The 22,099-nt window shown below is 62.2% G+C and carries 21 protein-coding genes; 14 read left to right on the forward strand and 7 right to left on the reverse strand.

The features are described 5' to 3' along the window. Positions 1-6: 6 nt before the first annotated feature. Positions 7-1,326, reverse strand: a complete 1,320-nt coding sequence (locus ATY75_RS00915) for an alpha-L-fucosidase (protein WP_088936080.1) — start codon at positions 1,324-1,326, stop codon at positions 7-9. Between the two features lie 206 nt (positions 1,327-1,532). Here ATY75_RS00915 and ATY75_RS00920 point away from each other — a divergent pair, with 206 nt between their 5' ends. Next, on the forward strand, positions 1,533-2,540 hold the full coding sequence (locus ATY75_RS00920) for a LacI family DNA-binding transcriptional regulator (RefSeq protein WP_088936081.1): 1,008 nt from the start codon (positions 1,533-1,535) through the stop codon (positions 2,538-2,540). Positions 2,541-2,605: 65 nt separating this feature from the next. On the opposite strand, the gene ATY75_RS00925 is transcribed toward ATY75_RS00920, so the two are convergent. Further along, positions 2,606-2,881 carry a type II toxin-antitoxin system RelE/ParE family toxin gene (locus tag ATY75_RS00925; RefSeq protein ID WP_088936082.1) on the reverse strand — a complete coding sequence of 92 codons (276 nt, stop codon included), beginning with the start codon at positions 2,879-2,881 and terminating at the stop codon, positions 2,606-2,608. After that, complete coding sequence (locus ATY75_RS00930) at positions 2,881-3,141, reverse strand: ribbon-helix-helix domain-containing protein (protein ID WP_049734928.1); 261 nt, start codon at positions 3,139-3,141, stop codon at positions 2,881-2,883. Before ATY75_RS00930 ends, ATY75_RS00925 begins: the two co-directional genes overlap by 1 nt. Before the next feature lie 200 nt (positions 3,142-3,341). Here ATY75_RS00930 and ATY75_RS00935 point away from each other — a divergent pair, with 200 nt between their 5' ends. The 4 genes from ATY75_RS00935 (at position 3,342) to ATY75_RS00950 (ending at position 7,179) form a co-directional block, all read left to right on the forward strand. Then, positions 3,342-4,070, forward strand: a complete 729-nt coding sequence (locus tag ATY75_RS00935) for a FadR/GntR family transcriptional regulator (protein ID WP_088936083.1) — start codon at positions 3,342-3,344, stop codon at positions 4,068-4,070. A 290-nt stretch (positions 4,071-4,360) separates the two neighbouring features. Further along, positions 4,361-5,374 (forward strand): ABC transporter substrate-binding protein, encoded by a 1,014-nt coding sequence (locus ATY75_RS00940; RefSeq protein WP_088936084.1) that lies wholly within the window; start codon positions 4,361-4,363, stop codon positions 5,372-5,374. A 93-nt stretch (positions 5,375-5,467) separates the two neighbouring features. Then, the gene (locus ATY75_RS00945; protein ID WP_064844561.1) at positions 5,468-6,286 is read left to right on the forward strand and encodes an ABC transporter ATP-binding protein; all 819 of its coding nucleotides are present in this window, start codon (positions 5,468-5,470) and stop codon (positions 6,284-6,286) included. Positions 6,287-6,297: 11 nt separating this feature from the next. After that, positions 6,298-7,179, forward strand: coding sequence for an ABC transporter permease (locus ATY75_RS00950; RefSeq protein WP_064844564.1), 882 nt, complete (start codon positions 6,298-6,300; stop codon positions 7,177-7,179). A gap of 82 nt (positions 7,180-7,261) precedes the next feature. Here the strand turns inward: ATY75_RS00950 and ATY75_RS00955 are convergent, their stop codons facing one another. Both ATY75_RS00955 and ATY75_RS00960 read right to left on the reverse strand, forming a co-directional pair. Beyond that, positions 7,262-8,662 carry a sensor histidine kinase gene (locus tag ATY75_RS00955; protein ID WP_088936085.1) on the reverse strand — a complete coding sequence of 467 codons (1,401 nt, stop codon included), beginning with the start codon at positions 8,660-8,662 and terminating at the stop codon, positions 7,262-7,264. Further along, positions 8,652-9,320, reverse strand: coding sequence for a response regulator (locus tag ATY75_RS00960; protein ID WP_088936086.1), 669 nt, complete (start codon positions 9,318-9,320; stop codon positions 8,652-8,654). The genes ATY75_RS00955 and ATY75_RS00960 overlap by 11 nt, the downstream gene beginning before the upstream one ends. Before the next feature lie 189 nt (positions 9,321-9,509). Between ATY75_RS00960 and ATY75_RS00965 the strand changes: the two genes are divergently transcribed. Beyond that, positions 9,510-10,088, forward strand: a complete 579-nt coding sequence (locus ATY75_RS00965; RefSeq protein ID WP_190241299.1) for an isochorismatase family protein — start codon at positions 9,510-9,512, stop codon at positions 10,086-10,088. Further along, complete coding sequence (locus tag ATY75_RS00970; protein WP_088936087.1) at positions 10,085-11,095, forward strand: helix-turn-helix domain-containing protein; 1,011 nt, start codon at positions 10,085-10,087, stop codon at positions 11,093-11,095. Before ATY75_RS00965 ends, ATY75_RS00970 begins: the two co-directional genes overlap by 4 nt. On the opposite strand, the gene ATY75_RS00975 is transcribed toward ATY75_RS00970, so the two are convergent. Continuing rightward, positions 11,090-11,932, reverse strand: a complete 843-nt coding sequence (locus ATY75_RS00975) for a carbohydrate-binding protein (protein ID WP_088936088.1) — start codon at positions 11,930-11,932, stop codon at positions 11,090-11,092. The two genes, ATY75_RS00970 and ATY75_RS00975, sit on opposite strands and share 6 nt — an antisense overlap. Positions 11,933-11,943: 11 nt before the next feature. Next, on the reverse strand, positions 11,944-13,737 hold the full coding sequence (locus ATY75_RS00980) for a heparinase II/III family protein (protein ID WP_088936089.1): 1,794 nt from the start codon (positions 13,735-13,737) through the stop codon (positions 11,944-11,946). A gap of 210 nt (positions 13,738-13,947) precedes the next feature. Here ATY75_RS00980 and ATY75_RS00985 point away from each other — a divergent pair, with 210 nt between their 5' ends. From ATY75_RS00985 to ATY75_RS01015, 7 genes are all read left to right on the forward strand, one after another. Further along, positions 13,948-14,928, forward strand: a complete 981-nt coding sequence (locus ATY75_RS00985; RefSeq protein ID WP_190241293.1) for a sugar ABC transporter permease — start codon at positions 13,948-13,950, stop codon at positions 14,926-14,928. After that, entirely contained in the window at positions 14,925-15,761 is an 837-nt protein-coding gene (locus ATY75_RS00990; protein WP_088936091.1) for a carbohydrate ABC transporter permease, read from the forward strand. The genes ATY75_RS00985 and ATY75_RS00990 overlap by 4 nt, the downstream gene beginning before the upstream one ends. A gap of 4 nt (positions 15,762-15,765) precedes the next feature. Beyond that, positions 15,766-16,938: a glycoside hydrolase family 88 protein gene (locus ATY75_RS00995; protein WP_088936092.1), complete on the forward strand. Its 1,173-nt coding sequence runs from the start codon at positions 15,766-15,768 to the stop codon at positions 16,936-16,938. 15 nt (positions 16,939-16,953) lie between these two features. After that, positions 16,954-18,063 carry a sn-glycerol-3-phosphate ABC transporter ATP-binding protein UgpC gene (gene ugpC / locus ATY75_RS01000; protein ID WP_088936093.1) on the forward strand — a complete coding sequence of 370 codons (1,110 nt, stop codon included), beginning with the start codon at positions 16,954-16,956 and terminating at the stop codon, positions 18,061-18,063. Between the two features lie 18 nt (positions 18,064-18,081). Next, positions 18,082-18,798 (forward strand): YesL family protein, encoded by a 717-nt coding sequence (locus tag ATY75_RS01005; protein ID WP_088936094.1) that lies wholly within the window; start codon positions 18,082-18,084, stop codon positions 18,796-18,798. 31 nt (positions 18,799-18,829) lie between these two features. Next, complete coding sequence (locus tag ATY75_RS01010) at positions 18,830-20,104, forward strand: sugar ABC transporter substrate-binding protein (protein ID WP_088936095.1); 1,275 nt, start codon at positions 18,830-18,832, stop codon at positions 20,102-20,104. Positions 20,105-20,181: 77 nt separating this feature from the next. After that, on the forward strand, positions 20,182-22,032 hold the full coding sequence (locus ATY75_RS01015) for a DUF2264 domain-containing protein (RefSeq protein WP_088936096.1): 1,851 nt from the start codon (positions 20,182-20,184) through the stop codon (positions 22,030-22,032). The last annotated feature ends 67 nt before the right edge of the window (positions 22,033-22,099 follow it).

Consider the following 22,099-nt stretch of genomic DNA (forward strand, 5'->3'; position numbering starts at 1 on the left):
CCGAGTTCACTCCTTGAGGACGATCTCGATCACCGGGACGGTAACGTCAGGTCGCCGGACCGGCAGTTCGAACGTGATCATGCCTTCAGGCACCATCACGCCGATATTGGAATCCACATCCCTCGTATGGCTGAGCCAGCGCACTTCGCTGGCATCGTGCAGGAACTGCGCATAAGCGATCCTGTCGGCGAGGCCTTCGATGTGGATGTGGCGGTAGGGCCAGTTGTAGACGTGCAGATAGAGACGGTTGCCGCGCTCGGTGTAGCGGCATCCGGCCGGCACCGGCAAATCGGATGGGCCGGTGCCGTAGATGGAGCGTGCGTTAACCGCCATCCAGTTCTGGTAGACTTCGAGCGCATCGACGGCGCGCGCGTCGAAGGTGCCGCGCCCGGTCGGGCCGACATTCATCAGCAGGTTGCCGCCGAGCGCGACGGAATCAATCAGCAGCTGGATGATCTGTTCCGGGCTCTTCCAGCTATCCTCGTCGCGGTGATAGCCCCAGGAGCCGCTGAAGGTATGGCAGGCTTCCCAGAGCACGCCCTGGCTGGCGATGGCAGGCGCCACGCGCGGCGTATATTGCTCCGGCGTCGTCACATCGGGCAGCTTGCCCGGCGGCAGATCGAGACGGTTGTTGACGATGATTTCGGGCTGCAGCTCGCGCACCAGCTCGATCAGCCGCTCGCTCTCCCAGTCGGCGCGTCCCTTGCCTGGCAGGCCGTGATATTCGCGGCCGGGATAGCTGAAATCGAACCAGATGATGTCGATACGGCCGAATCCAGTCAGAAGCTCGCGCACCTGCTCGCGCATATAGGCGGCGTAATTGGCGATGTTGCGGCCGGCGTTCATCGCCGTGGCCTCGGGATGGTTGCGCAAGGGATGGTGGACGTCGATCGGGAAGTCCGGGTGGTGCCAGTCGAGCAATGAATAATAGAAGCCGATCTTCAGCCCCTCGGCGCGAAAGGCTTCGACCAGCGGCGTCAGCAGATCCCTGCCGCAGGGCGTGTTCGGCGCCTTGTAATCTGTCGCCTTGCTGTCCCAGAGGCAGAAGCCCTCGTGATGTTTGGTCGTCACCACGACATATTTCATGCCGGCGAGACGCGCCCGACGCGCCCACTCCTTGGGATCGTACAGATCGGGATCGAAATTGTCGAAATAGCGCTGGTAATGCTCGTCGGTCAGCTCTTCGCGGTTTTTCAGCCACTCGTGCCGGGCTCCGAGAGCATAGAGGCCCCAATGGATGAACAAGCCCAGTCTGTCATGGCTGAACCAGGCGTGCTTACCCGCTCCCGACACCGGATTTTGCGGCTGGCGCTCCGAACTCGTCACAGGTTTCTCCTCCCTGTTTTCCGGCTCCACATCATATCGAACCGGTTCGGTGATTGAACATCTTCCTTGCTGCCCGACCTGTCAAGCCCATTCCGCCACGACTGCCTTCGAAAAATTTTCCAGCTTTGAGGGGTGATTTCAGGCAAGCCTGTTGCAGCGGCACATAGAAACTGACATAACAAGGCTTTAGAACCGGTTCGATAGACATGACGACCATACGAGATGTCGCGCGCCTTGCGGGGGTTTCGATCTCGACCGTCTCGCTCGCGCTCAACAGCCCGAAACGTGTCGGCGCCGAGACGCTCGACCGCATCCAGCAGGCAATCAAATCGACCGGCTACCGCATCGATCCGGTGGCCCAGACGCTGGCGCGCGGCCGCAGTTCGCTGATCGGTTTCGTTTCGGCCAATCTCGGCAACATGTTCTTCGGCGACATCCGCCGGGAGATCGAGCACCAGGCGCTCGACCACGGCTATTTCGTCCTGATCGCCGATTCGTCCGGCCGGGCCGAACTCGAACGGGCCTTGCTGGAGCGGATGGAAGCGCAAAAGATCGCCGGCATCGCGCTGGCGACAAACGGCCACGGCGCGGAATACGCGGCGTTCCTGCGCGACTTCAAGACCCCGATCGTGATGTTCGACCAGAAGGTGGAGGGCGCGGAACGCGATTTCGTCGGCTCCGACAATCCGCTGACGACGACCATCCTGACCGAGCATCTGCTGCAACTCGGCCATCGGCGCGTCGGCTTCATTTCCGGCCCCTCCGGCCTGCATACCGCCGATGAGCGCCTGAAGGGCTTTGCGGATACGATGTCGGCCGCCGGCGTGGATGTCGACCCGTCGCTGGTGGTGGAAGGCGGCTACACCAGGACCGGCGGCCATGCGCAGGCGATGCGCCTGCTCACCCGCCGCGACCGGCCGACCGCCATCATCGGCGCCAACAACATGATGGGGCTCGCGGCCCTGCAGGTGATGCAGGAAATGGGTTTTCGCTGCCCCGACGACGTATCGCTGGCGATGGTCGACGACGTGCCCTGGAGCAACGTCATCACGCCGCGCATCACGATGGTCGTGCAGGACGCCCAGAAGCTCGGCGACCTCGCGGCCCAGCGCCTGCTGGCACGGATCGCAAGCCCTGAGGCCGCCGCCGAGCCGCCCCAGGATTTTATCCTGACGCCGAGATTCGTGCGCGGGGAGTCGACCAGGCGGCTTTGAGCAACTCTCAGCCGGCAGCGCGTCTGGAGGACACTTTCAATAACGTGCTCAACCCCTGTTCGTTTTTACCGGTCTTCACGCGTATGCCAGAGCCGCAATACATAGATGGCCGACTGTCGTATTTCATAACGTAGCTCGTAGTGACCAACGAGAATGCGGCGGACCTCCCGAGGATCAAACTCCTCCAGCCGCTCGCCAAGGCGCGGCTGCTCAAGCAGCCGCAGCGGCGCTGCCGTCAAGGCCTGCACAGTCCGAGCCGCCGCCTGTCGATTGACCGGAGCGAGGAAGGCATAGAGGCGGCCAATGTCCGAGACCGCTTTGCTCGTCCATTTGAGTTCCATTAACGAGGCAACGAAACCGGCGCGTCACTGTCGAGACTATCGGCCCAGGCCTGGACGGACTGATGATCTACCACTTTGCCTTCATCCACATCAGCCAGCGCTTCCAGCGTCAAACGGCGACGCTCCTCCTCCTGATCGATCCATGCCGTCAGCGCCTGCTTGACGATCCAGCCGCGCGAGCGCTCAAGCCTCGCGGCGAGTTGATCGACCTTTTGCGCAAGGGGCAGGGGAACATGCGCAGTCAGCACTTTGGTTTCCATCAAAACCTCCTTTCAATCATGATCAATCATAGTGATTGGTTCCGATTATGTCCAATGTCGAACCCCATGAATGTCAGCGCTCTTTTCCTCCATTGAAAGAAAGGAAAATTTGTCATACATGTGTGATGAATCAGGATGTCGCATGTCACCGATCTTGGCAGCATCCGGATCAAAGCCGGAGCGGGGGTCAAGGCGTGGCTATGCAGATGAAGGATCGCAGCAGAGGCACGGGATCGCTGGTCTCACAGGTCGGCGAAAGCCTTCGGCAGGCGATCCTCAGCGGCCAGTATGCCGCCGGCGACAAGCTTCCGAGCGAGCATGAACTCACCGAGACGCACAGCGTCAGCCGCACCGTGGTGCGCGAAGCGGTTGCTGCGCTTCGTTCCGACGGACTGGTCGAGGTGCGTCAGGGCGCAGGCATTTTCGTGATCGGCGCCGATCCGGCGCTGTCAGGCCGAAAGGTCGACAAGGCCCGCGTCGCCTCCGATCTGGAAGTGCTCGAAATCCGAACGCCTGTCGAGATCGAGGCGGCGGGACTTGCCGCCTTGCGTCGCTCGCCGGCGCAGGAGGAGGCGATTTTCGAATGCCACCGGAAAATCCTCCAGCGCATCGAGACGGATGAATCCATCCGCGAGGCGGATCTCGACCTTCATGTGGCGATCGCCGAGGCGACGAACAACCCGCTGTTCAAGCACTTCCTAGAATCGCAGGGAACCGTGATCATTCCGCAGTCGCGGCTCGTTCCGGAAACGAGAACCGCCGAGCAGACCGCTTACCGAAAGCTGATCCACAGGGAACACGAAGCGATCGTCATGGCCATCTCGGACAGGGACGATCAGGCCGCGCGCAACGCCATGCGCGAGCATCTGGTCGGCAGCCAGGCCAGATACCGGAACCTGCTGAAGGATCTGCGAAGCTTTACGAGCTGAGGCCCGCCAGAAGCGCTGCCAGCGCTACAGGTTTTCCGGGATTGACCAGCTTACCCGCCATCTGAACATGGGCTTGGGGAGCGAAGCTGCTGGCCGGTTTACGCAGCCGCCTTTATTGTGATGGCCACTGCCCAGCGCGCATCACCGAGATGCATGGCGGACTGTTTACCGCCGTCTGCGGCTGAAAGCTAACTGAAAGCTTTGAGGTCATAGGAAATGGCAGCATCGTGGAGGAGACACGGTCGAAGTGGCGAGACGACGATGCAGCACACCACCAGGAGGAGATATCAATGCGTTCTTCACGCAGCCTTTTTCACACCGTCGCTTTTTCCGCGCTGCTGACCGCGGCATCCTTTGCCACAACGGCGGCCCACGCGGCCGACAAGATCACCATCATGGTCGGCGGCTATGAGAAGCAGATCTATCTGCCCGCCAAACTCGCTGAATCCCTCGGTTACTTCAAGGACGAGGGTCTCGACGTCGAGCTCCTGAACGAAGCTGCCGGCGTCGATGCCGAAAACCAGTTGCTGGCAGGCGCCGTCCAGGGTGTCGTCGGCTTCTACGATCACTGCGTAGACCTGCAGGCCAAGGGCAAATTCGTCGAATCCCTCGTCCAGTTCAGCCAGGCGCCGGGTGAGGTCGAGATGGTCTCGAGCAAGCATCCTGACATCAAATCGCCGACCGATTTCAAGGGCAAGACCCTCGGCGTTACCGGCCTCGGCTCGTCCACCAACTTCCTGACGCTCTTCATGGCCTCAAAGGCCGGCCTGCAGCCGGGTGACGTCGTCACCGTTCCCGTCGGTGCCGGCGGCACGTTCATCGCCGCCATGCAGCAGGATCAGATCCAGGCCGGCATGACGACGGAGCCGACGATCTCGCGCCTCGTCAAAACGGGCGAAGCCAGCGTTCTCGTCGACATGCGCACGGTCGAATCGACCCGAAAGGCGCTCGGCGGCACCTATCCGGCCGCCTCGCTCTACATGGAAACCGCCTGGGTCGACGCGCACAAGGACGAGGCGCAGAAGCTCGCCAACGCCTTCGTCAAAACGCTGCGCTACATCAACACGCATTCCGCCGCCGAGATCGCGGACAAGATGCCGAAGGACTTCTACGTCGGCGACAAGGACGGCTACATCAAGGCTCTCGACGAGGGCAAGGGCATGTTCACGCCGGACGGCGTGATGCCGGAAGACGGTCCGAAGACCGTGCTTGCCGTGCTCTCGGAATTCTCCAAGAACGTCAAGGGCAAGCAGATCGACCTTTCCAAGACCTACACGACGGAATTCGTCAAGAACGTCCAGTAGTCAGTCGCGCCGCTCCCGGCTCCCAAGCGGGAGCGGCCTCCGTTCGATCATGGGCTTTGCGTGCGCGCCCTCAAGCACGCCTCAGGTATCACCATGCAACAGGACAACAAACAGATCCCGGCGATCGAGCTGATCAATGTCAGCCGGCGCTTCGTCTCGCCGACCGGAAAATCCCTGACTGCGCTGCGCGATTTCAACATGACGGTCGCCCGCGGCGAGTTCGTCGCCGTCGTCGGCCCGACCGGCTGCGGCAAATCGACGACGCTCAATCTGGTGACGGGTCTCGCACGCCCCTCCGCCGGCGAAGTCCGCCTGATGGGCGGGCCGATCACCGGCATCGATCCGCGTGTCGGCTTCGCCTTCCAGACCGACGCGCTATTTCCCTGGAAAAACGTCATCGACAACGTCATGGCCGGGCCGCTGTTCCGCGGCAAGTCTCGCGCCGAAGCTGAGAAGCTGGCCCGCGACTGGCTGGCGCGCGTCGGCCTGTCGAAGTTTCTCCATCACTATCCCCATCAGCTATCAGGGGGCATGCGCAAGCGCGTCTCGCTGGCACAGACTTTCATCAACGAGCCGGAGATCCTGCTGATGGACGAGCCCTTCTCGGCGCTCGACGTGCAGACCCGCACCGTCATGCATGAGGAGCTCCTGAAGCTGTGGGCGGAGCGCAAGGCCTCGGTTGTCTTCGTTACCCACGATCTCGAAGAGGCCGTGGCGCTCGCCGACAAGGTCTATGTGCTCACCGCCGGCCCTGCGACAGTCAAGTCGGTCTACACCATCGATCTTCCCCGCCCCCGCGTCGTGTCGGAGATCCGCTACGAGCAGAACTTCATCGACTACTGCAAGACGATCTGGGAGGACCTGCGCGAAGAGGTCGAAACCAGCTACCGCCGCGCCAGCGAAGCGGCCTGAGGGAGGATATCATGGCACACACGACTCTTGAGGCCGGTTCGGCCACTATGTTTCGGCCCGGCACATCGGACACGGAAATTGAGGCGTCGGCACTGAAGGCAATACGGCAGCGCAAACTATTGGTGCGTTTCTGGCAGATAGCCATCCTGGTCTTCGTGATCGGCATGTGGGAGCTCTCCTCCAACATGCAGTGGATCGATCCCTTCTTTTATTCCAGCCCAAGCGGCGTCGTTGAGCGCCTCTACGAATGGGCGACAGAAGGCACCACCGAAGGGTCGCTCTGGTACAATCTCTGGGTGACGATGGAAGAGGCGCTGATCGGCTTCTTCGCCGGCTCGATCACCGGCGTCTTCGTCGGCATCGGCCTCGGCCGCAACCGCTTCCTCTCGGATATCTTCTCCGTCTACATCAAGGCGATCAATTCGATCCCCCGTGTGGTGCTTGCCCCGATCTTCATCATGATCATGGGTCTCGGCCTGCCGTCCAAGGTGGCGCTCGCCTTCATCATGGTGTTCTTCGTTGTCTTCGCCAACGCCTTCCAGGGCGTGCGCGAGGCCGACCGCAACATGATCGCCAATGCCCGCATCCTCGGCGCCTCGGACTGGCAGGTGACCCGCACGGTGGTCATTCCCTCGGCGATGAGCTGGATCTTCGCCAGCTTGCACGTCTCTTTCGGTTTTGCGATCATCGGCGCCATCGTCGGCGAATTCGTCGGCGCCCGCTTCGGCATTGGCCAGCTCATCTCGATCGCCAAGGGCACCTTCGACGCGGCCGGAATGTTCGCGGCAATCCTGCTCGTCATGGTCGTCACGCTCGTTGCCGAATACATCATGACGCTGATCGAAAATCGCCTGGCGAAGTGGCGGCCGCAGCAGCACATGGATACGCAGTAATACGATCGACGTCCTCTCAAGGCGGATCGCATCGAAGGCCGGGCAACCACGCCCGGCCTTCTTTCATTCGATCGTCGCCGATTTACGCCAGCGGCAGTTGCACGGTCACGACGAGACCGCCGCCTTCGGCATCACCCAGCGACACTGAACCTCCCGCGCCTTCCACGACCTCCCGGACGATCGCAAGTCCCAGGCCGCTGCCCTCCGCTTCCGTCCCGATGATCCGGTAGAAGCGTTCAAAAACCTGTTCGCGCTCCCCCTCGGGAATGCCCGGCCCGTTGTCCTCGACGGTGACGACCGCCTTGCCATCTGCCTGCCGGACCGCAACGGTCACCCGTCCATCCGCGCTGACATAGCGGATCGCGTTGTCTATCAGATTGACCAGCATCTCACGCAGCATCGTGCCGTCGCCCTCGACGATGACGGGTCGATCCGCCTCCAATCCGACGTCGATATTGCGCCGTAGCGCCTCTTCGGCATGCACTTCCAGGATCTCGCGGGCAGCCTTGCTGAGGTCGGTCGCATCGCTGCGTGGTCGCCTGCTTCCCGGCTCGGCGCGCGACAAGGTCAGCAACTGGCTGGCAAGCCGCGAAATCTGCCGCGTGCTGGTCCGGAGAGCGACAAGCGCCTCGTCGCGGCGAGCCGCATCCCGCTCGCGAGCCGCGACGCTCGCCTGCGTCGAAATCAGCGCCAGAGGTGTTCTGAGCTGATGGGCGGCATTCGATACGAAGCGCCGTTGCGCCGCCATCTGGTTCTGGACACGCTCCATATAGTCGTTCAGCGCATGGACGAGCGGACGCAGTTCGCTCTGCACCATCTCGGGCGGCAGCGGATCAAGACGGTTGCGCCCGCGCTGACGCACGGCGTCCCGCAGCCTGAGAGCCGGCGCCAGGCCGCGTTGGAGACCGAGGATGGTCACCAGGCTGGCGACGAAGACGAGCACGAACTGCTTCGAAAAATCCGAAAGCCACAGCTGCCTTCGCATCGCATACTGACTGTTATGCGTCACTGCGATGCTCACCGAGACGGTGCCGTCATCGGGAAGACCGACAACGGGATGGTCGAGCATCATGACGCGTACATCGGCGCCATGGAACACGCGATCCTCGCCGGCCCGCTGGACAGTCGGCAACGGCAAGTCGGGAAAGCCGCTCACCAGGCTGCCCCAGGCGGTGATCACCTGATAGGAGACGCGGTCGCCGAAACCCGTGTCAAACATCTCGAGTGCGGCCGGCGGCACGTCCACCTGAACATTGCCACCCTCATCGACGCGCACGGCCTCGGCGATGACGCGGGCCGAGGCCAGAAGGGTTCGATCCGTCACCAGCTTTGCCGTCGCATCCGCCGTCCAGAAGCTGTCGTAAAGATTGAAGCCGATGGCGCCGAACAGCGTCAGCAGCACCCAGCAGAGCAGTTGTACTCTCAGGCTCTGACTGAGCCGCGCGATCGTGGCACCGGTCTTTGTGACGACGCTATTCGACATGTCGGAGGAGATAACCGAGCCCGCGCAAGGTCGCGATCTGAACCGAACTGCTCTCGAGCTTCTTTCTAAGCCTGTGGATGTAGATTTCGATTGCGCTCGGATCCGCCTCGTCGTCGAAACCGAATACGCTTTCGGAAAGCGCGGCTTTCGAAACCGTGTTGCCGAGCTTCATGACAAGCTGTTCGAGAACGGCATATTCGCGCGGCGTCAGTTGCAGCGGCTCGTCTTCGACGAAAAACTGCCGTGTGCCGCCGGAAAAACGCAAGTTGCCGACGGTGATCTCGGAGGATGCCCGATCCTGTCCGCGGCGCACCACCGCGCGGATTCTCGCTTCGAGTTCAGCGATTTCGAAGGGCTTGGCGAGATAATCGTCGGCGCCGCTGTCGAGGCCCGCCACACGGCCGTCGAGGCTCGCATTCGCGGTCAGGATAATCACCGGGAGCTTGTTCCCCGACTGTCTCAGCCGCTTGAGAAGCGTCAATCCGTCAAGCTTCGGCAGCGAAAGGTCGAGGATCATCGCCGAATACTCCGCCACCTTGAGCAGATGCTCCGCATCTTCGCCGTCATAAGCGATGTCAATAGCGTATTGGGCCTGCCGCAGGGCCTTGCCCAGCCAGGCCGCCAGATCCTTGTTGTCCTCCACCACAAGCAGTCTCATGCATCCCCTTAGCATGGGCAGAGGGTCAAGCGGAAGCGTAGGAATGCAAGGCCGGCAGGCGCTGGATGTTACCTGCCGCCCAGCGGGTTCTGCCTTTGGCATCTTCTGGCGTGAATTGTCCGCTATTTGTCCGGCGCGTGCATTTTCCTCTGTCTTGAGACGATGGAATATGGCTTCATGATCAACATAATGGAGCAAGAAATGTCCGGCCATAATACCATCCTTCTCGTCATCGACGCTCAGGAGTCCTTCCGGCAGCGCGATTATTGGGACGAAAGCCCCGCATCCGCCTATATCGATCGTCAGCAGGCTCTGATCGACGGCGCGCAGGCCGGCGGGATACCCGTCATTCAGATCTTCCATGTCGACGGAAGTGGGCCGTTTTCGGAAAGCTCGGGCTTCGTCAGGACGCTCGCCCCGCTCAGGATCGCCCCCGAGGCGACCTTCAGGAAGAGCCGTCACAGCGCGCTCGTCGGCTCCGGGCTCGACGTCTGGCTGACCGAGAACGGCGTGCGTCGAATCATCGTCTCAGGCATCCGCACCGAACAATGCTGCGAGACCACGACCCGCCACGCATCGGATCTCGGCTATCAGGTCGATTATGTCGGCGAAGCGACGCTGACCTTCCCGATGACCGACGCGACGGGACGCACCTGGAGCGCCGAGGAAATCCGCGGCCGCACGGAACTGGTCCTGTCGGGCCGTTTTGCCAGGATCGCCACCGTCGAACAGGCGCTGGCGGGGCCTGCAGAGCAACTCGCCGCATGATAGACGCTGCGCAGCCCTTCGGGATCCCCGTCTTCGTCGTCGTGCCGCCGCGCGTGCTGCTGCTCGACGTCGCCGGCCCGATCGAAGTGCTGCGCAAGGCGAACCTCGAACAGCGGACGGTGCGCTTCAGCGTCACCTATATCGGTCCGTCGGCAACGGTCGGCAGTTCGATCGGCCTCGCCGTTACCGGCGTCGCCGCCCTGCCGGAGTGCTTGCCCGACAAGGCGCTTGTCGTCATCGCCGGCAGCGCCGACGCTCCGATGGAAAACAACCGTCCATGGGACGAGCAGGAGCGCGACGCCCAGGCCGCCATCGTCGCGTGGCTGAAGCGCGCCATTCGTCCAGGGCTTCGGCTGGTTTCGATCTGCTCCGGCGCCTTGCTCGCTGCAGAGGCCGGAATGCTCGACGGCCGCGAATGCACCACCCATCACGGCTGCATGCAGGACCTAGCGAGGCTCGCGCCGACCGCGCGCATCCGGGACAACCGGCTCTATGTCGAGGATGGCGAGCGCCTGACCAGCGCCGGCATCACCGCCGGCATAGATCTGATGTTGCATATCGTCGCCGAGGCGGCCGGCCACGCATGCGCCGTCGCGGTCGCGCGGTATCTCGTGGTCTATCTCAGGCGCGGCGGCTCCGACCCGCAGCTTTCACCCTGGCTCGAAGGTCGCAACCACATCCACCCGGTCATTCACCGTGCACAGGATGCAGTGGCCGCTGATCCGACCCGGAACTGGTCGGTCGCCTCGCTCGCCCGCCTCAGCGGCGCCAGCCCGCGCAATCTTTCACGGCTGTTCAACGAGCAGACGGGCATGAGCGTGACAGATTTCATCAACCGCATGCGCGTCGCCCTCGCCCGCGAGATGCTCGCCGGCTCGAGGCTGGATATGGAAGCCGTTGCGATGCGCGCCGGCTTCGGCTCGGCCCGGCAGTTGCGCCGCGCCTGGAACCGGCTGCACGATAGCCCGCCGAGCGCGGCACGGCCGAGGCCGGCCGTGGATTCATAGAGCAGGAGGACGAGCGGTGTGCCGGGCCTCGTCTTCGACGGCTGCGGCACCGGGCGCCTCCGTTCCCCAGATTTCGATCTGCGTCAGCGCCGGATAGGGCGAGCTATCCGGCGCTTTGATCAACCCATGCAGTTCCACCCATTCGACGATGCAGGGCTCGATGGAAAAACCCTGCGCGGCACCCGATTTCACCAGCGGAAAGGAGGAGGTCGCGCCATTCGAGAAGGTGACGCTCGCCTGCTCCCACCAGGAATCATGCGGGAAATCCGCCCGGAGGTAGAAGACGATCTCATCGATCCGGACGGGTCGGCCGAATTCCACCGTCAGGGCGGCCTTGGGATCGCGATTGATGCCCCAACTGGTGTAAGGCCAGAAGCCGTGATTGTCGTTGGCCTTTTCACCATCGATCGCGTTGCGCGCGGCAAACACCGCTTCGCCGCGAGTTTCGACATTGGCGCGCGCATGCGGGAAAAGCGCCCGATTGGCGTGATCGTCCCAGGGATTGACAGCGAGATTGCGCCTTTGGACGATCTCGTCAGGGCGCGCGCTTCGCGCTGAAAGCCGGTGGATGTCGCCCCTGAAGGCGTTCGGCGAATAGGACTTGCGCTTGTCGCCGAAGGGCACGGCGAGGCAATAGCCGTTTTCCCTGATGTAGACGAGGCCAGGATGGATGGCATTGTCCAGCGCGAGGAAGACATGTCCGGGCTCGGAAGCCTCGACAACGACGCAGTCGCCCTCATCATAATTCTGGCGATAGACCAGAAACGTCTCGTCCTGCCCCGTATGACTTGCCAGCACGAAGCCATCGGCATCCACGATCTTCAGCGTCAACTCCATGCGCGCCCTCCTCAGACGATCCGCAATCTCAACAACTTGCCGGCAAAGGGCAGGCGCAGCCGGTAAAGCCTCTCGGGCCAGGCCGCTCTCAGCCTGATGTCATCCACTTCGATCTGGTCCACTTCAATCGGCCCGGCGCCGTCGACGACAATGCTGCCGAGATCGGCGAGATCGATTTTGTCAGGGGCGACGATCGGCGGCAGGCACGTCATCAGCGACAGGACTGCCGGTCTGTCCCCATCATAAGTATCGACGATCTCGACATGGCGACCGCGTTGCAGGGAGACTGCGCGCCGATAGCTGCGCAACTTCGCTTCCGGGGGATAGGCACCTGATATATCGAGGGATATGCGCGCCTCGCTCTCGCCAAATTCGACCTCGACGTCACGGGCGCCGAAGGCTTCGCCGGCGGACTGCATGACGCCTTCGAAGGTCGGCAGGTTGTGAAAGGCCGACTGCATCGTCCATATTTCGTAACGCCGCGGCGAGAAGGTCTTTGCCGTATAGGTCTCGACGCCGACATCGATCAGGAAGGGACAGCCGTTCTTGTAGAGCGTCACGCTGCCGACATCGTTGTGATTGTGGCCTTCGCCGTTGTTGCCGCCCTTGACCGCAAGCGAAAACTGCTCGTCGCGGGCGATGAACAGGCCGGTGCCGGGATAGAAGCTATCGCGCCCGGATATCGGCTGCGGTCCGGCGGCGGGGATCGCATGACCGGCCAGCAGCTCCTGCACGCGATACCAGAGGTTCCATTCGCCGGGCAGATGCGGGCTCCCGGTCGCTGCCCGGTCGGCGGCGGCGAACGCCGCCAGCATCTCGGAACCAACCGCCTTGCCGAACAGATATTCCCGTGCGCTGCAGGGCTCGACCACCGCCGAGGAATCCGCGAAGTTGAAAAAATAGCGTCCGGTCACATGCATATTGGCGATAAACTCAGCCATGTTGCGGATCTTCGGCTGCCGCCAGATCTTGTCGAAGAGCCTGGGCGCCACGCTATCGAGCACGGTTAGCGCGCCGTGCAGACAGAGCGCGGCGTGGCGGTAATAGACCACCCCCTCCTCGCAGGCTCCGTCCTCGGCATAATCCTTCAGGAAAGCATCGAGACTGCCGAGCGCCTTTTCGACGACGGCGCGACGTGACGGCTGATCGGTTTTTAGGGAGAACACCGTCAACAGGACGTTCTGAGTTATCCAGGCCGTCCAGTTGTTCATCCGCTCGTCACCGCGGCCCATCCACCAGAAATGCCGGCCGAGATAGGGCGTCAGGATGCGGATCTCGATCTCCCGCTCCACACGCGCCACGATCTCGGGGCTGATGCCGTCAAGCTCCTCGCCGAGCAAGGCGATGACGGTGGCCAGCAGGGCGGCCGTTTCGGCGGCGAAGAGATCGACGACGGGCTGCGAATTGTCGGGAAGCGGCAGCCGCGCACCGCTGCGTTCATAAGCATTATGCGCCGGAAGCTGCCAGCCGCTTTCCTCGGCGATCAGAAAGATGCCATCGACGATCGCAGACAGGAAGCGGCCGCCGGCTTCGACGAGTTCGCCCAGCACCAGATTGTTCAGCATCCGGCGGCGCGTGAAATAAAGCTCCTCGAAGCGCGAACGATTGCCGGTCTCGGTGTACTGCCGGTAATCCGAAGCGATGATAAGGGGCCAGGGCCGCGCAAGTGTGGCTTCGGCTTCGCGCACGACCAGATCGCGCGTCGCCGGGGGCACAGCATTCCATCTGGCGCGATCGGAGCAGACGGCACCCGGTAAAAAATCACCCAGGACATCCGGCAGCTCGCCTGAAATCTCGCTGAACATGTCCCTCCCCGCATTGGAAAAGCATTGACGGCGCTTAGCCTTCGTCCTCACCTATCATATGTTTTCGGCGCTTTCCATAAAATTTGTATGACCTATTCAGAACTTGTTTGACCAATACCGGAGATGTGCTATGTCCTTGGCAGGAGGAAGAACTGGCGGCATTCGGCCGCCCGGATTTTAGGATCTAAGAATCTCGCGGCCAGCCGCAGAATGCCCGCCCAGGAGGAAGCATCGGTGTCCATATCGAATTCGGTCATCGCGACGGATGGCGCCCCAGCGGCTTCCCGCCGGAAGGTCACCGCCCTGTCCAAGCGGCAGCGCAAGATCCGCAATGCGCTCGTCGCTTATTCCTTCATCGCCCCGAATTTCCTCGGCTTCGCGGTCTTCACGCTCGGCCCGATCCTGTTCGCCTTCGCCCTCGCCTTCATGCATTGGGACGGCTCGAATGCGATCACATTCGCGGGGCTGGACAATTTCTGGCGGCTCTTCGACGACAAGGCGTTCATCGCCGCCTTCTGGAACACGATCATCTATACGGCCGCCTCGGTCCCGGCGACACTGCTCTGCGCGCTCGGCCTCGCCGTTCTCCTCAACCAGAAAATCGTCGGGCGAAATTTCTTCCGCACGGCGATGTTCTTCCCCTATGTCGCCTCGCTGGTCGCCGTCGCCGTCGTCTGGAACATGATCTTCAATCCCGAGATGGGACCGGTGAACATGATCCTCTACACGCTCGGCCTCGACCCGAAGAACATGCCGGGATGGGCGGCCGACCGCCACTGGGCGATGGTGACGGTGATCCTGTTCGGCATCTGGAAGAACATGGGCTACTACATGGTCATCTATTTGGCCGGGCTGCAGGGGATCAATGCCGAACTCTATGAGGCCGCTGATCTCGATGGCGCCAATTCCTGGCAGAAATTCATCCACGTGACCGTCCCCCAGCTCGGGCCGACGACCTTTTTCGTCACCGTCATGCTGACGATCCAGTCCTTCAAAGTGTTCGACCAGATCTTCATGATCACCCAGGGCGGCCCCGGCACATCGACTCTCGTCCTCGTCTACCACATCTACAACGAGGCGTTCATTTCCTGGGATCTCGGCTATTCCAGCATGATTTCGCTGGTGCTGTTCTTCCTCGTGCTCGCGGTCACGGTCTTTCAGTTCCGCCGCCAGAGGGAGGACGAGGCATGAGGATCGTCGGGCACAAGATCACCGTCAAAACGGTCCTCCTCTATGCCATCGTCATCACGGTGACGGTGGTGATGCTGATGCCCTTCGCCTGGATGCTCTCGGCATCCCTGAAGCTCAGCCGCGACGTCTTCGCCTTCCCGATCGAGTGGATACCGTCTCAGCCGCAATGGCAGAACTACGTCGACATCTGGACGAAGATCCCGCTTGCGCTCTTCATCTACAACACCTCGAAGCTGACGATCATCGTCACGCTGCTGCAGCTCCTGACCTCCAGCTTTGCCGCCTATGCCTTCGCCAAGCTGAATTTCCCCTATAAGAACACGCTGTTCCTCGGCTATATCGCCACCATCGCCATGCCCTGGCAGGTCTATATGGTGCCGCAATTCCTGCTGATGCGCGAGTTCGGCCTCAACAACACGCATCTGGCGCTGATCTGCCTGCAGGCCTTCACCGCCTTCGGCGTTTTCCTGATGCGGCAGTTCTACATGTCGATCCCGACCGAGCTCTGCGAGGCGGCCCGCATCGACGGCATGAACGAATATCAGATCTGGGCGCGCATCATGCTGCCGCTCTCGAAGCCGGCGCTCTCGACGCTGACGATCTTCACCTTCGTCAGCACCTGGAATGATTTCCTCGGGCCGATGATCTATCTCACCAAGACCGAGCTGAAGACCGTCCAGATCGGCCTGCGCATGTTCATCTCGCAGTATTCGGCCGAATACGGGCTGATCATGGCGGCTTCCGTCGTCGCTCTCATCCCGGTTCTCATCGTCTTCCTCGCGCTGCAGCGCTTCTTCGTCGAGGGCATCGCCTCGACGGGACTGAAGGGGTAAATCCATGAACGCCGTGTCATCCGTCGCCCCGCTACCGATCACCGACGACGAGGTCCAAGCCGCGCTCGATCTCGCCGTCGCGCAGATCAGGCGCAATCTCCCCGAGTTCACCCATGCCGCGCAGAACCATTCGAGCGTGAACAATATCTATCCCGCCGTGGCGAACGACCAATGGACCGCCGGCTTCTGGCCGGGCGAGCTGTGGCTGGCCTTCGAGCATAGCGGCGATCCGGTGTTCCGCCATGCCGCGCAGATCCAGGTCCAATCCTTCCTGCATCGGATCGTCAACCGCATCGAGACCGATCATCATGATATGGGCTTTCTCTATTCGCCCTCCTGCATCGCCGCCTGGAAACTCGTCGGGGACGAGGATGGCCGCAAGGCGGCGATCCTGGCCGCCGACCAGCTGATCGAGCGCTTCCAGCCAATCGGCCAGTTCATCCAGGCCTGGGGCCATAAAGGCAAGCCGGAGGAATACCGCTACATCATCGACTGCCTGTTGAACCTGCCGCTGCTCTACTGGGCAAGCCGCGAGACCGGCGATCCGAAATATCGCGAGATCGCGCTCGCCCATGCCCGCACGACGCTTGCCCATTCGGTGCGGCCTGACGATTCCACCTATCACACCTTTTACATGGACCCCGTCACCGGCGCGCCGGTGCGCGGCGCTACCAAGCAGGGCTACCGGGACGACAGTTTCTGGGCGCGCGGGCAGGCATGGGGCATAGCGGGCATGGCGATCTCCTATCGCTACGAGCCAATCGAGGAATATCGCCGGAGCTTCGACCGGCTGCTCGCCTTCTACCTCAACCGGCTGCCGGCCGACATGGTGCCCTATTGGGATCTCGTTTTTTCCGATGGCGACGGCGAGCCGCGCGACAGCTCGTCGGCCTCGATCACCGCCTGCGGCCTGCTTGAGATGGCCGAGCTCGTCGACGCCGACACCGCCGAGCGCTACCGCGTGCTGGCGCGGCGCATGGTGAAGAGCCTTGCCGATCACTATGCGGTCAAGGATCCAACCGTCTCCAACGGCCTGGTGCTGCATGCGACCTATTCGAAGAAATCGCCGTTCAACACATGCCGCGGCGAGGGCGTCGATGAGTGCGTCTCCTGGGGAGATTATTATTATATGGAAGCTTTGACGCGTCTTTCGCGCCGCTGGTCTTCCTATTGGTGAGGTCAGGAGAACCCGATGGCCAGCATTTCGCTTAAAGAGCTGAACAAATCCTACGGCGCGCTCACCGTCGTCCACGATATCGACCTCGAAATATCAGACAAGGAATTCATCATCCTGGTCGGCCCCTCCGGCTGCGGCAAATCGACGACGCTCAGGATGATCGCCGGCCTCGAGGAGATCTCCGGCGGAGAACTCAAGATCGGCGGCGACGTCATGAATGACGTCCCCTCCAAGGACCGGGATATCGCCATGGTTTTCCAGAATTATGCGCTCTACCCGCATATGACCGTTTACAAGAACATGGCTTTCGGCCTGCAGCTGCGCAAAGTGTCGCGTGATTTCATCGACAAGCAGGTGCAGGATGCGGCCAAGATCCTCGACATCACCCATCTCCTGAACCGCAAGCCGAAAGCGCTTTCGGGTGGGCAGCGCCAGCGCGTCGCGCTCGGCCGCGCCATGGTGCGCAACCCGGCCGTTTTCCTCCTCGACGAGCCGCTGTCCAATCTCGACGCCAAGCTGCGCGGCACGATGCGCTCGGAAATCACCAAGCTGCACAAGCGCCTCAACGCCACCTTCATCTACGTCACCCACGACCAGGTGGAAGCCATGACGATGGCCGACCGCATCGTCGTCATGAAGGACGGCCATATCCAGCAGGTCGACACGCCGCAGAACCTTTACGACCGCCCCGTCAACATGTTCGTCGCCGGCTTCATAGGCGCGCCGCAGATGAACATGCTGCCCTCGACCATTCAGCGCCGGGGTGACGGCTACGTCGCCATCTTCGACGGCCGCGAATTGCCGCTGCCTGCGCATTTCGACAAGAGCAGGATCGGCCCCTACGAGGGCCGCGAACTGGTGCTCGGCATCCGCCCGGAGAACTTCCACGAACTGCCGCCGGCCGACATCCCGGCCGAAAATCTCGCGCCGGTTAAGGCAGTGGTCGAGCTTGCCGAACCGATGGGCTCTGAGGTGCATCTGAATATGGTGGCCGGCGGTCGCAATCTCATCGCCCGCGTGTCGCCGCGCTTCCGGCCTGACATCGGCGACGAGGCGACGCTTGTCGCCGACATGAGCAATGCGCAGCTGTTCGACAAGGAAACGGAACGATCGATTCTCTACTGAGCGCCTGGGGAGACGGCCATGCAGTGGTTGCGGGACATGTGGACGCAGGAGGGGCCGGGCATTCCGAAGGATGCGCCTGCGAAGACCGGCCTTGCCCTCTTCGCCGACATCCTCGCCCGCGAATGGTGGGAGATGGTCAAGCTCAACATCCTGTTCATCCTCGCCTGCCTCCCCGTCGTAACCCTGCCGGCGGCAATCGCCGCCACGGCCCGGGTCTCGGTGGCCTTCGTCGAGGATCGCAACACCTATCTCCTGCGCGACTTCACCGAAGCATTCCTGCACTATTTCTGGCGCGCCACCGCCTGGGGTCTGGCGCTGACGGTCGGGCTCGCACTCGGCATCTATGCAATCTTCAGCTATGCAGCCGGCGCGCGTGACAAGCTGATGCTCGCCGCACCGCTGGCGGTCGCGCTTGTCGCCACCGCCTTCCTTGCGGTCACCGCTTGCCATCTCATCGTGCTGATGGTGATGCGCGACCTGCCGGCGCTGCGGCTCCTGCGGCTCGCCGCGCTCGCCTCCGTCGCCCGCCCGCTGCCGGCGCTTGCCGCGCTCGCCGTCAACGCCGCCCTGTGGCTGGCGCACATCCTCTTCTATCCGGTTTCCGTGTTCATGCCGGCGACCTTCAATTTTTCACTCGGAATGTTCGCCGTCGCATTCGGCGTCCATCGGGCGGTGGTGTTGGTTCTGGACCTGCCAGAGGCAATGCAGCCGCACCGACACTTTAAAAATAGCTGATCCAGAGACGATCCAGGGAAGGAGAGCAGGAATGTATTTGGGCAAATTCGGGAGGACGATGAAACTTGCCGTGGCAGGTTTCACTCTGGCCGCAACGACATCAGGCGCGGCGCTCGCTCAAGACGCAGTGACGCTGAAGTGGGCTTTGTGGGACTGGGACAAGACCGCCTATTACAAGCCGCTGATCGAGGCCTATCAGGCCAAGCACCCGAACGTGAAGTTCGAGCCGATGGACCTCGGCTCGCAGGACTACCAGCAGATGATTTCGACGCAGTTGACCGGCGGCTCGAAAGACATCGACATCGTCACCATCAAGGACGTGCCGGGCTATACCAATCTGGTGCGTGCCGGCAACATCGCCGATCTCAGCGGCTTCGTGAAGGATCAGAAGATCGATCCGGCGCCCTATGGCGGTCTGATCGAGGAACTGACCGTCGACGGCAAGGTCTATTCGCTGCCGTTCCGCTCCGACTTCTGGATCGTTTATTACAACAAGGACATCTTCGACAAAGCCGGCGTCGCCTACCCCACCAACGACATGACCTGGGCGCAGTTCGACGCGGCCGCCGAGAAGCTTGCCGGCGGCATGGGCACCAACAAGACCTATGGTGCGCTGCTGCATACCTGGCGCTCGACGGTCCAGCTACCCGGCATCCTCGACGGAAAACACACGCTGGTCGACGGCGACTACGCCTTCCTGAAGCCTTGGTACGAGCGCGCGCTTACCCTGCAGAAGGATGGCGCCATCCCCTCTTATGCCTTCCTGAAGACGTCGAACACGCATTATTCGGCGCTCTTCTTCAACGGCACGATCGGCATGCTGCCGATGGGCACCTGGTTCGTCGGCACTCAGATCGCCAAGGTCAAATCGGGTGAATCGAAGAGCAAGAACTGGGGCATCGTGAAGTTTCCGCATCCGGACGGCGTACCGGCCGGCACGACGGCTGCTCAGATCTCGGGCCTCGCCGTCAACGCCAATTCCGAGCACAAGGATGCCGCCCTCGACTTCATCAAGTTCGTTACCGGTCCGGAGGGCGCGGCGGTCATCGCGTCGACGGGCACCTTCCCGGCGCTTAAGACCGCCGACGTCAGCGCAAAGATCGCGGCCACACCCGGCTTCCCTGAAGACGCGGCCAGCAAGGAGGCGCTGATACCGGCCAAAGCCTATCTGGAAATGGCGGTCAACCCGAACGCGGCCAAGATCGAGGTCGTGCTCAACCGCGTCCACGACGCGATCATGACCGACAACACCCCTATCGACGACGGGCTGAAGGAAATGACCGAAGGCGTGAAGGCCATCAAGTAGACCTTGCGAGATGCTGACGGCCGCGGACCAGCAGATGGCCCGCGGCCGATCCTGTTTTAGAAAAACCAGAGCCGACAATGATTTACGATCCCAGCAGGGCCAACCCGCTTTGCGGTAATCCCCTGAAGACGCGCGACGATCTGGCAAAGGCCGTCATCGACCTTTTCGAGCCCCTTCTGCCCTATTTCTCCGAAGGCGGCGCGCGTGTGCGGCTCGGTGCCACAGGTGCGATCTTCGACCGGGCAGCGGCGGATCTGGAGGGATTTGCGCGGCCGCTCTGGGGCATCGTTCCCCTTGCCGCCGGTGGCGGCCATTTCCCGCATTGGGATCTTTATCGGCGCGGGCTGGCGAACGGGACCAATTCTGATCATCCCGAATATTGGGGCGATCTCGCCGACCGCAACCAGCGGCTGGTCGAACTCGCCGCCGTCGGCTTTGCGCTGGCGCTGGTGCCGGAACATATCTGGGAGCCGTTGAGCGATAGCGACAAGAAGACGGTCTCCGCCTATCTTCTCCAGGCACGGAACTTGGAATTCATCGACAACAACTGGAAATTCTTCCGCGTCCTCATCGATCTCGGGCTGGAGCGCGTGGGTATTGCATTCGACCATGGGAAAACCATCGCCTATCTCGACGAGTTGGAAGCTTTCGATCTCGGCGAAGGCTGGTATCGCGACGGACCGGTGCGGCGGGTCGATCACTACATCCCCTTCGCCATGCATTTCTACGGCCTGATCCATACCGTGCTGGCACGCGGCGACGAGGCGCGCAAGAACCGCTTCCGCGAGCGCGCTCGGACCTTCGCGCGGGATATCCGCCACTGGTTCGGCCCCGACGGGGCCGCCCTTGCCTTCGGTCGCAGCCAGACCTACCGCTTTGCGGCTGGCGGCTTCTGGGGCGCGATTGCCTTTGCCGGCCTCGAAGCGCTGACCTGGGCCGAGATCAAGGGCTATTACATGCGCCATATCCGCTGGTGGTCGGCACTGCCGATCGCCGACCGCGATGGCGTTCTCTCCATCGGCTACGGCTATCCGAACCTTCTGATGAGCGAGAGCTATAACTCTCCCGGCTCGCCCTATTGGGCGCTGAAATTCTTCCTGCCGCTCGCCCTCCCTCAGGATCACCCCTTCTGGACCGCCGAAGAGGCGCCGCAGCCGGAATTCTCAGAGCCGGTGGCTTTGAAGCAGGCCGGCATGGTCGCCATGCATACGCCCGGAAATGTCGTCGTGCTCTCCTCTGGCCAGCAGCACGACAAGATGCGCGGCGCAAACGAGAAATATTCGAAATTCGCCTACTCCACCCGCTATGCCTTCAACATCGAAGCCGACGACCGCAATTTTGCCGCCGCAAGCTTCGACGGCATGCTCGGCCTCTCCGACGACGGCACCCACTTTCGCATGCGCGAAAGCCTCGAAGAGGCACTGATAGCAGGCGACCGGCTCTATTCCCGGTGGCGCCCCTGGAATGACGTCACGATCGAGACCTGGCTTATTCCCGCAAACCCCTGGCACATCCGCATCCACCGGATCGCCACGCCGCATCCGCTCAGTACCATCGAGGGCGGTTTTGCGATCGAACGGGCCGATTTCAACGCCGATCGCTCCGAACAGGCTGAACGCCGGGCTGTCTGGTACGGACAGAAGGATGTCAGCGCGATTGTGGACCTGTCGTCCAATTCGAGGGCCGGCCACGCGATGAGCCCCATACCGAACACCAACCTCATCCACGCCAAGACCCTGCTGCCGCAGCTGCGCGGCGAAATCGGCCCGGGAACCACCGTGCTGGTCACCGCGGCGATGGCGCTGCCGAGCCACGGGAATTGGGCGGAGGCGCTCGCCAATCCGCCGGTTTGCCCGGATCTTGACGAACTGGGGCGGCACTTTCGTGAACACGGCGTGCGCGTGGCGGCCTTTGCTCTCCAGTCTTAGCGTAGGGTTAGAGCGTCCTTCGCGGCCCATTGCAGCGGCACAATCATTCGCTGCGAGGAGTGGCGCG

This window comes from Rhizobium sp. N122, from assembly GCF_002211295.1.
In the GTDB taxonomy this organism is placed as follows: Bacteria; Pseudomonadota; Alphaproteobacteria; order Rhizobiales; family Rhizobiaceae; genus Rhizobium.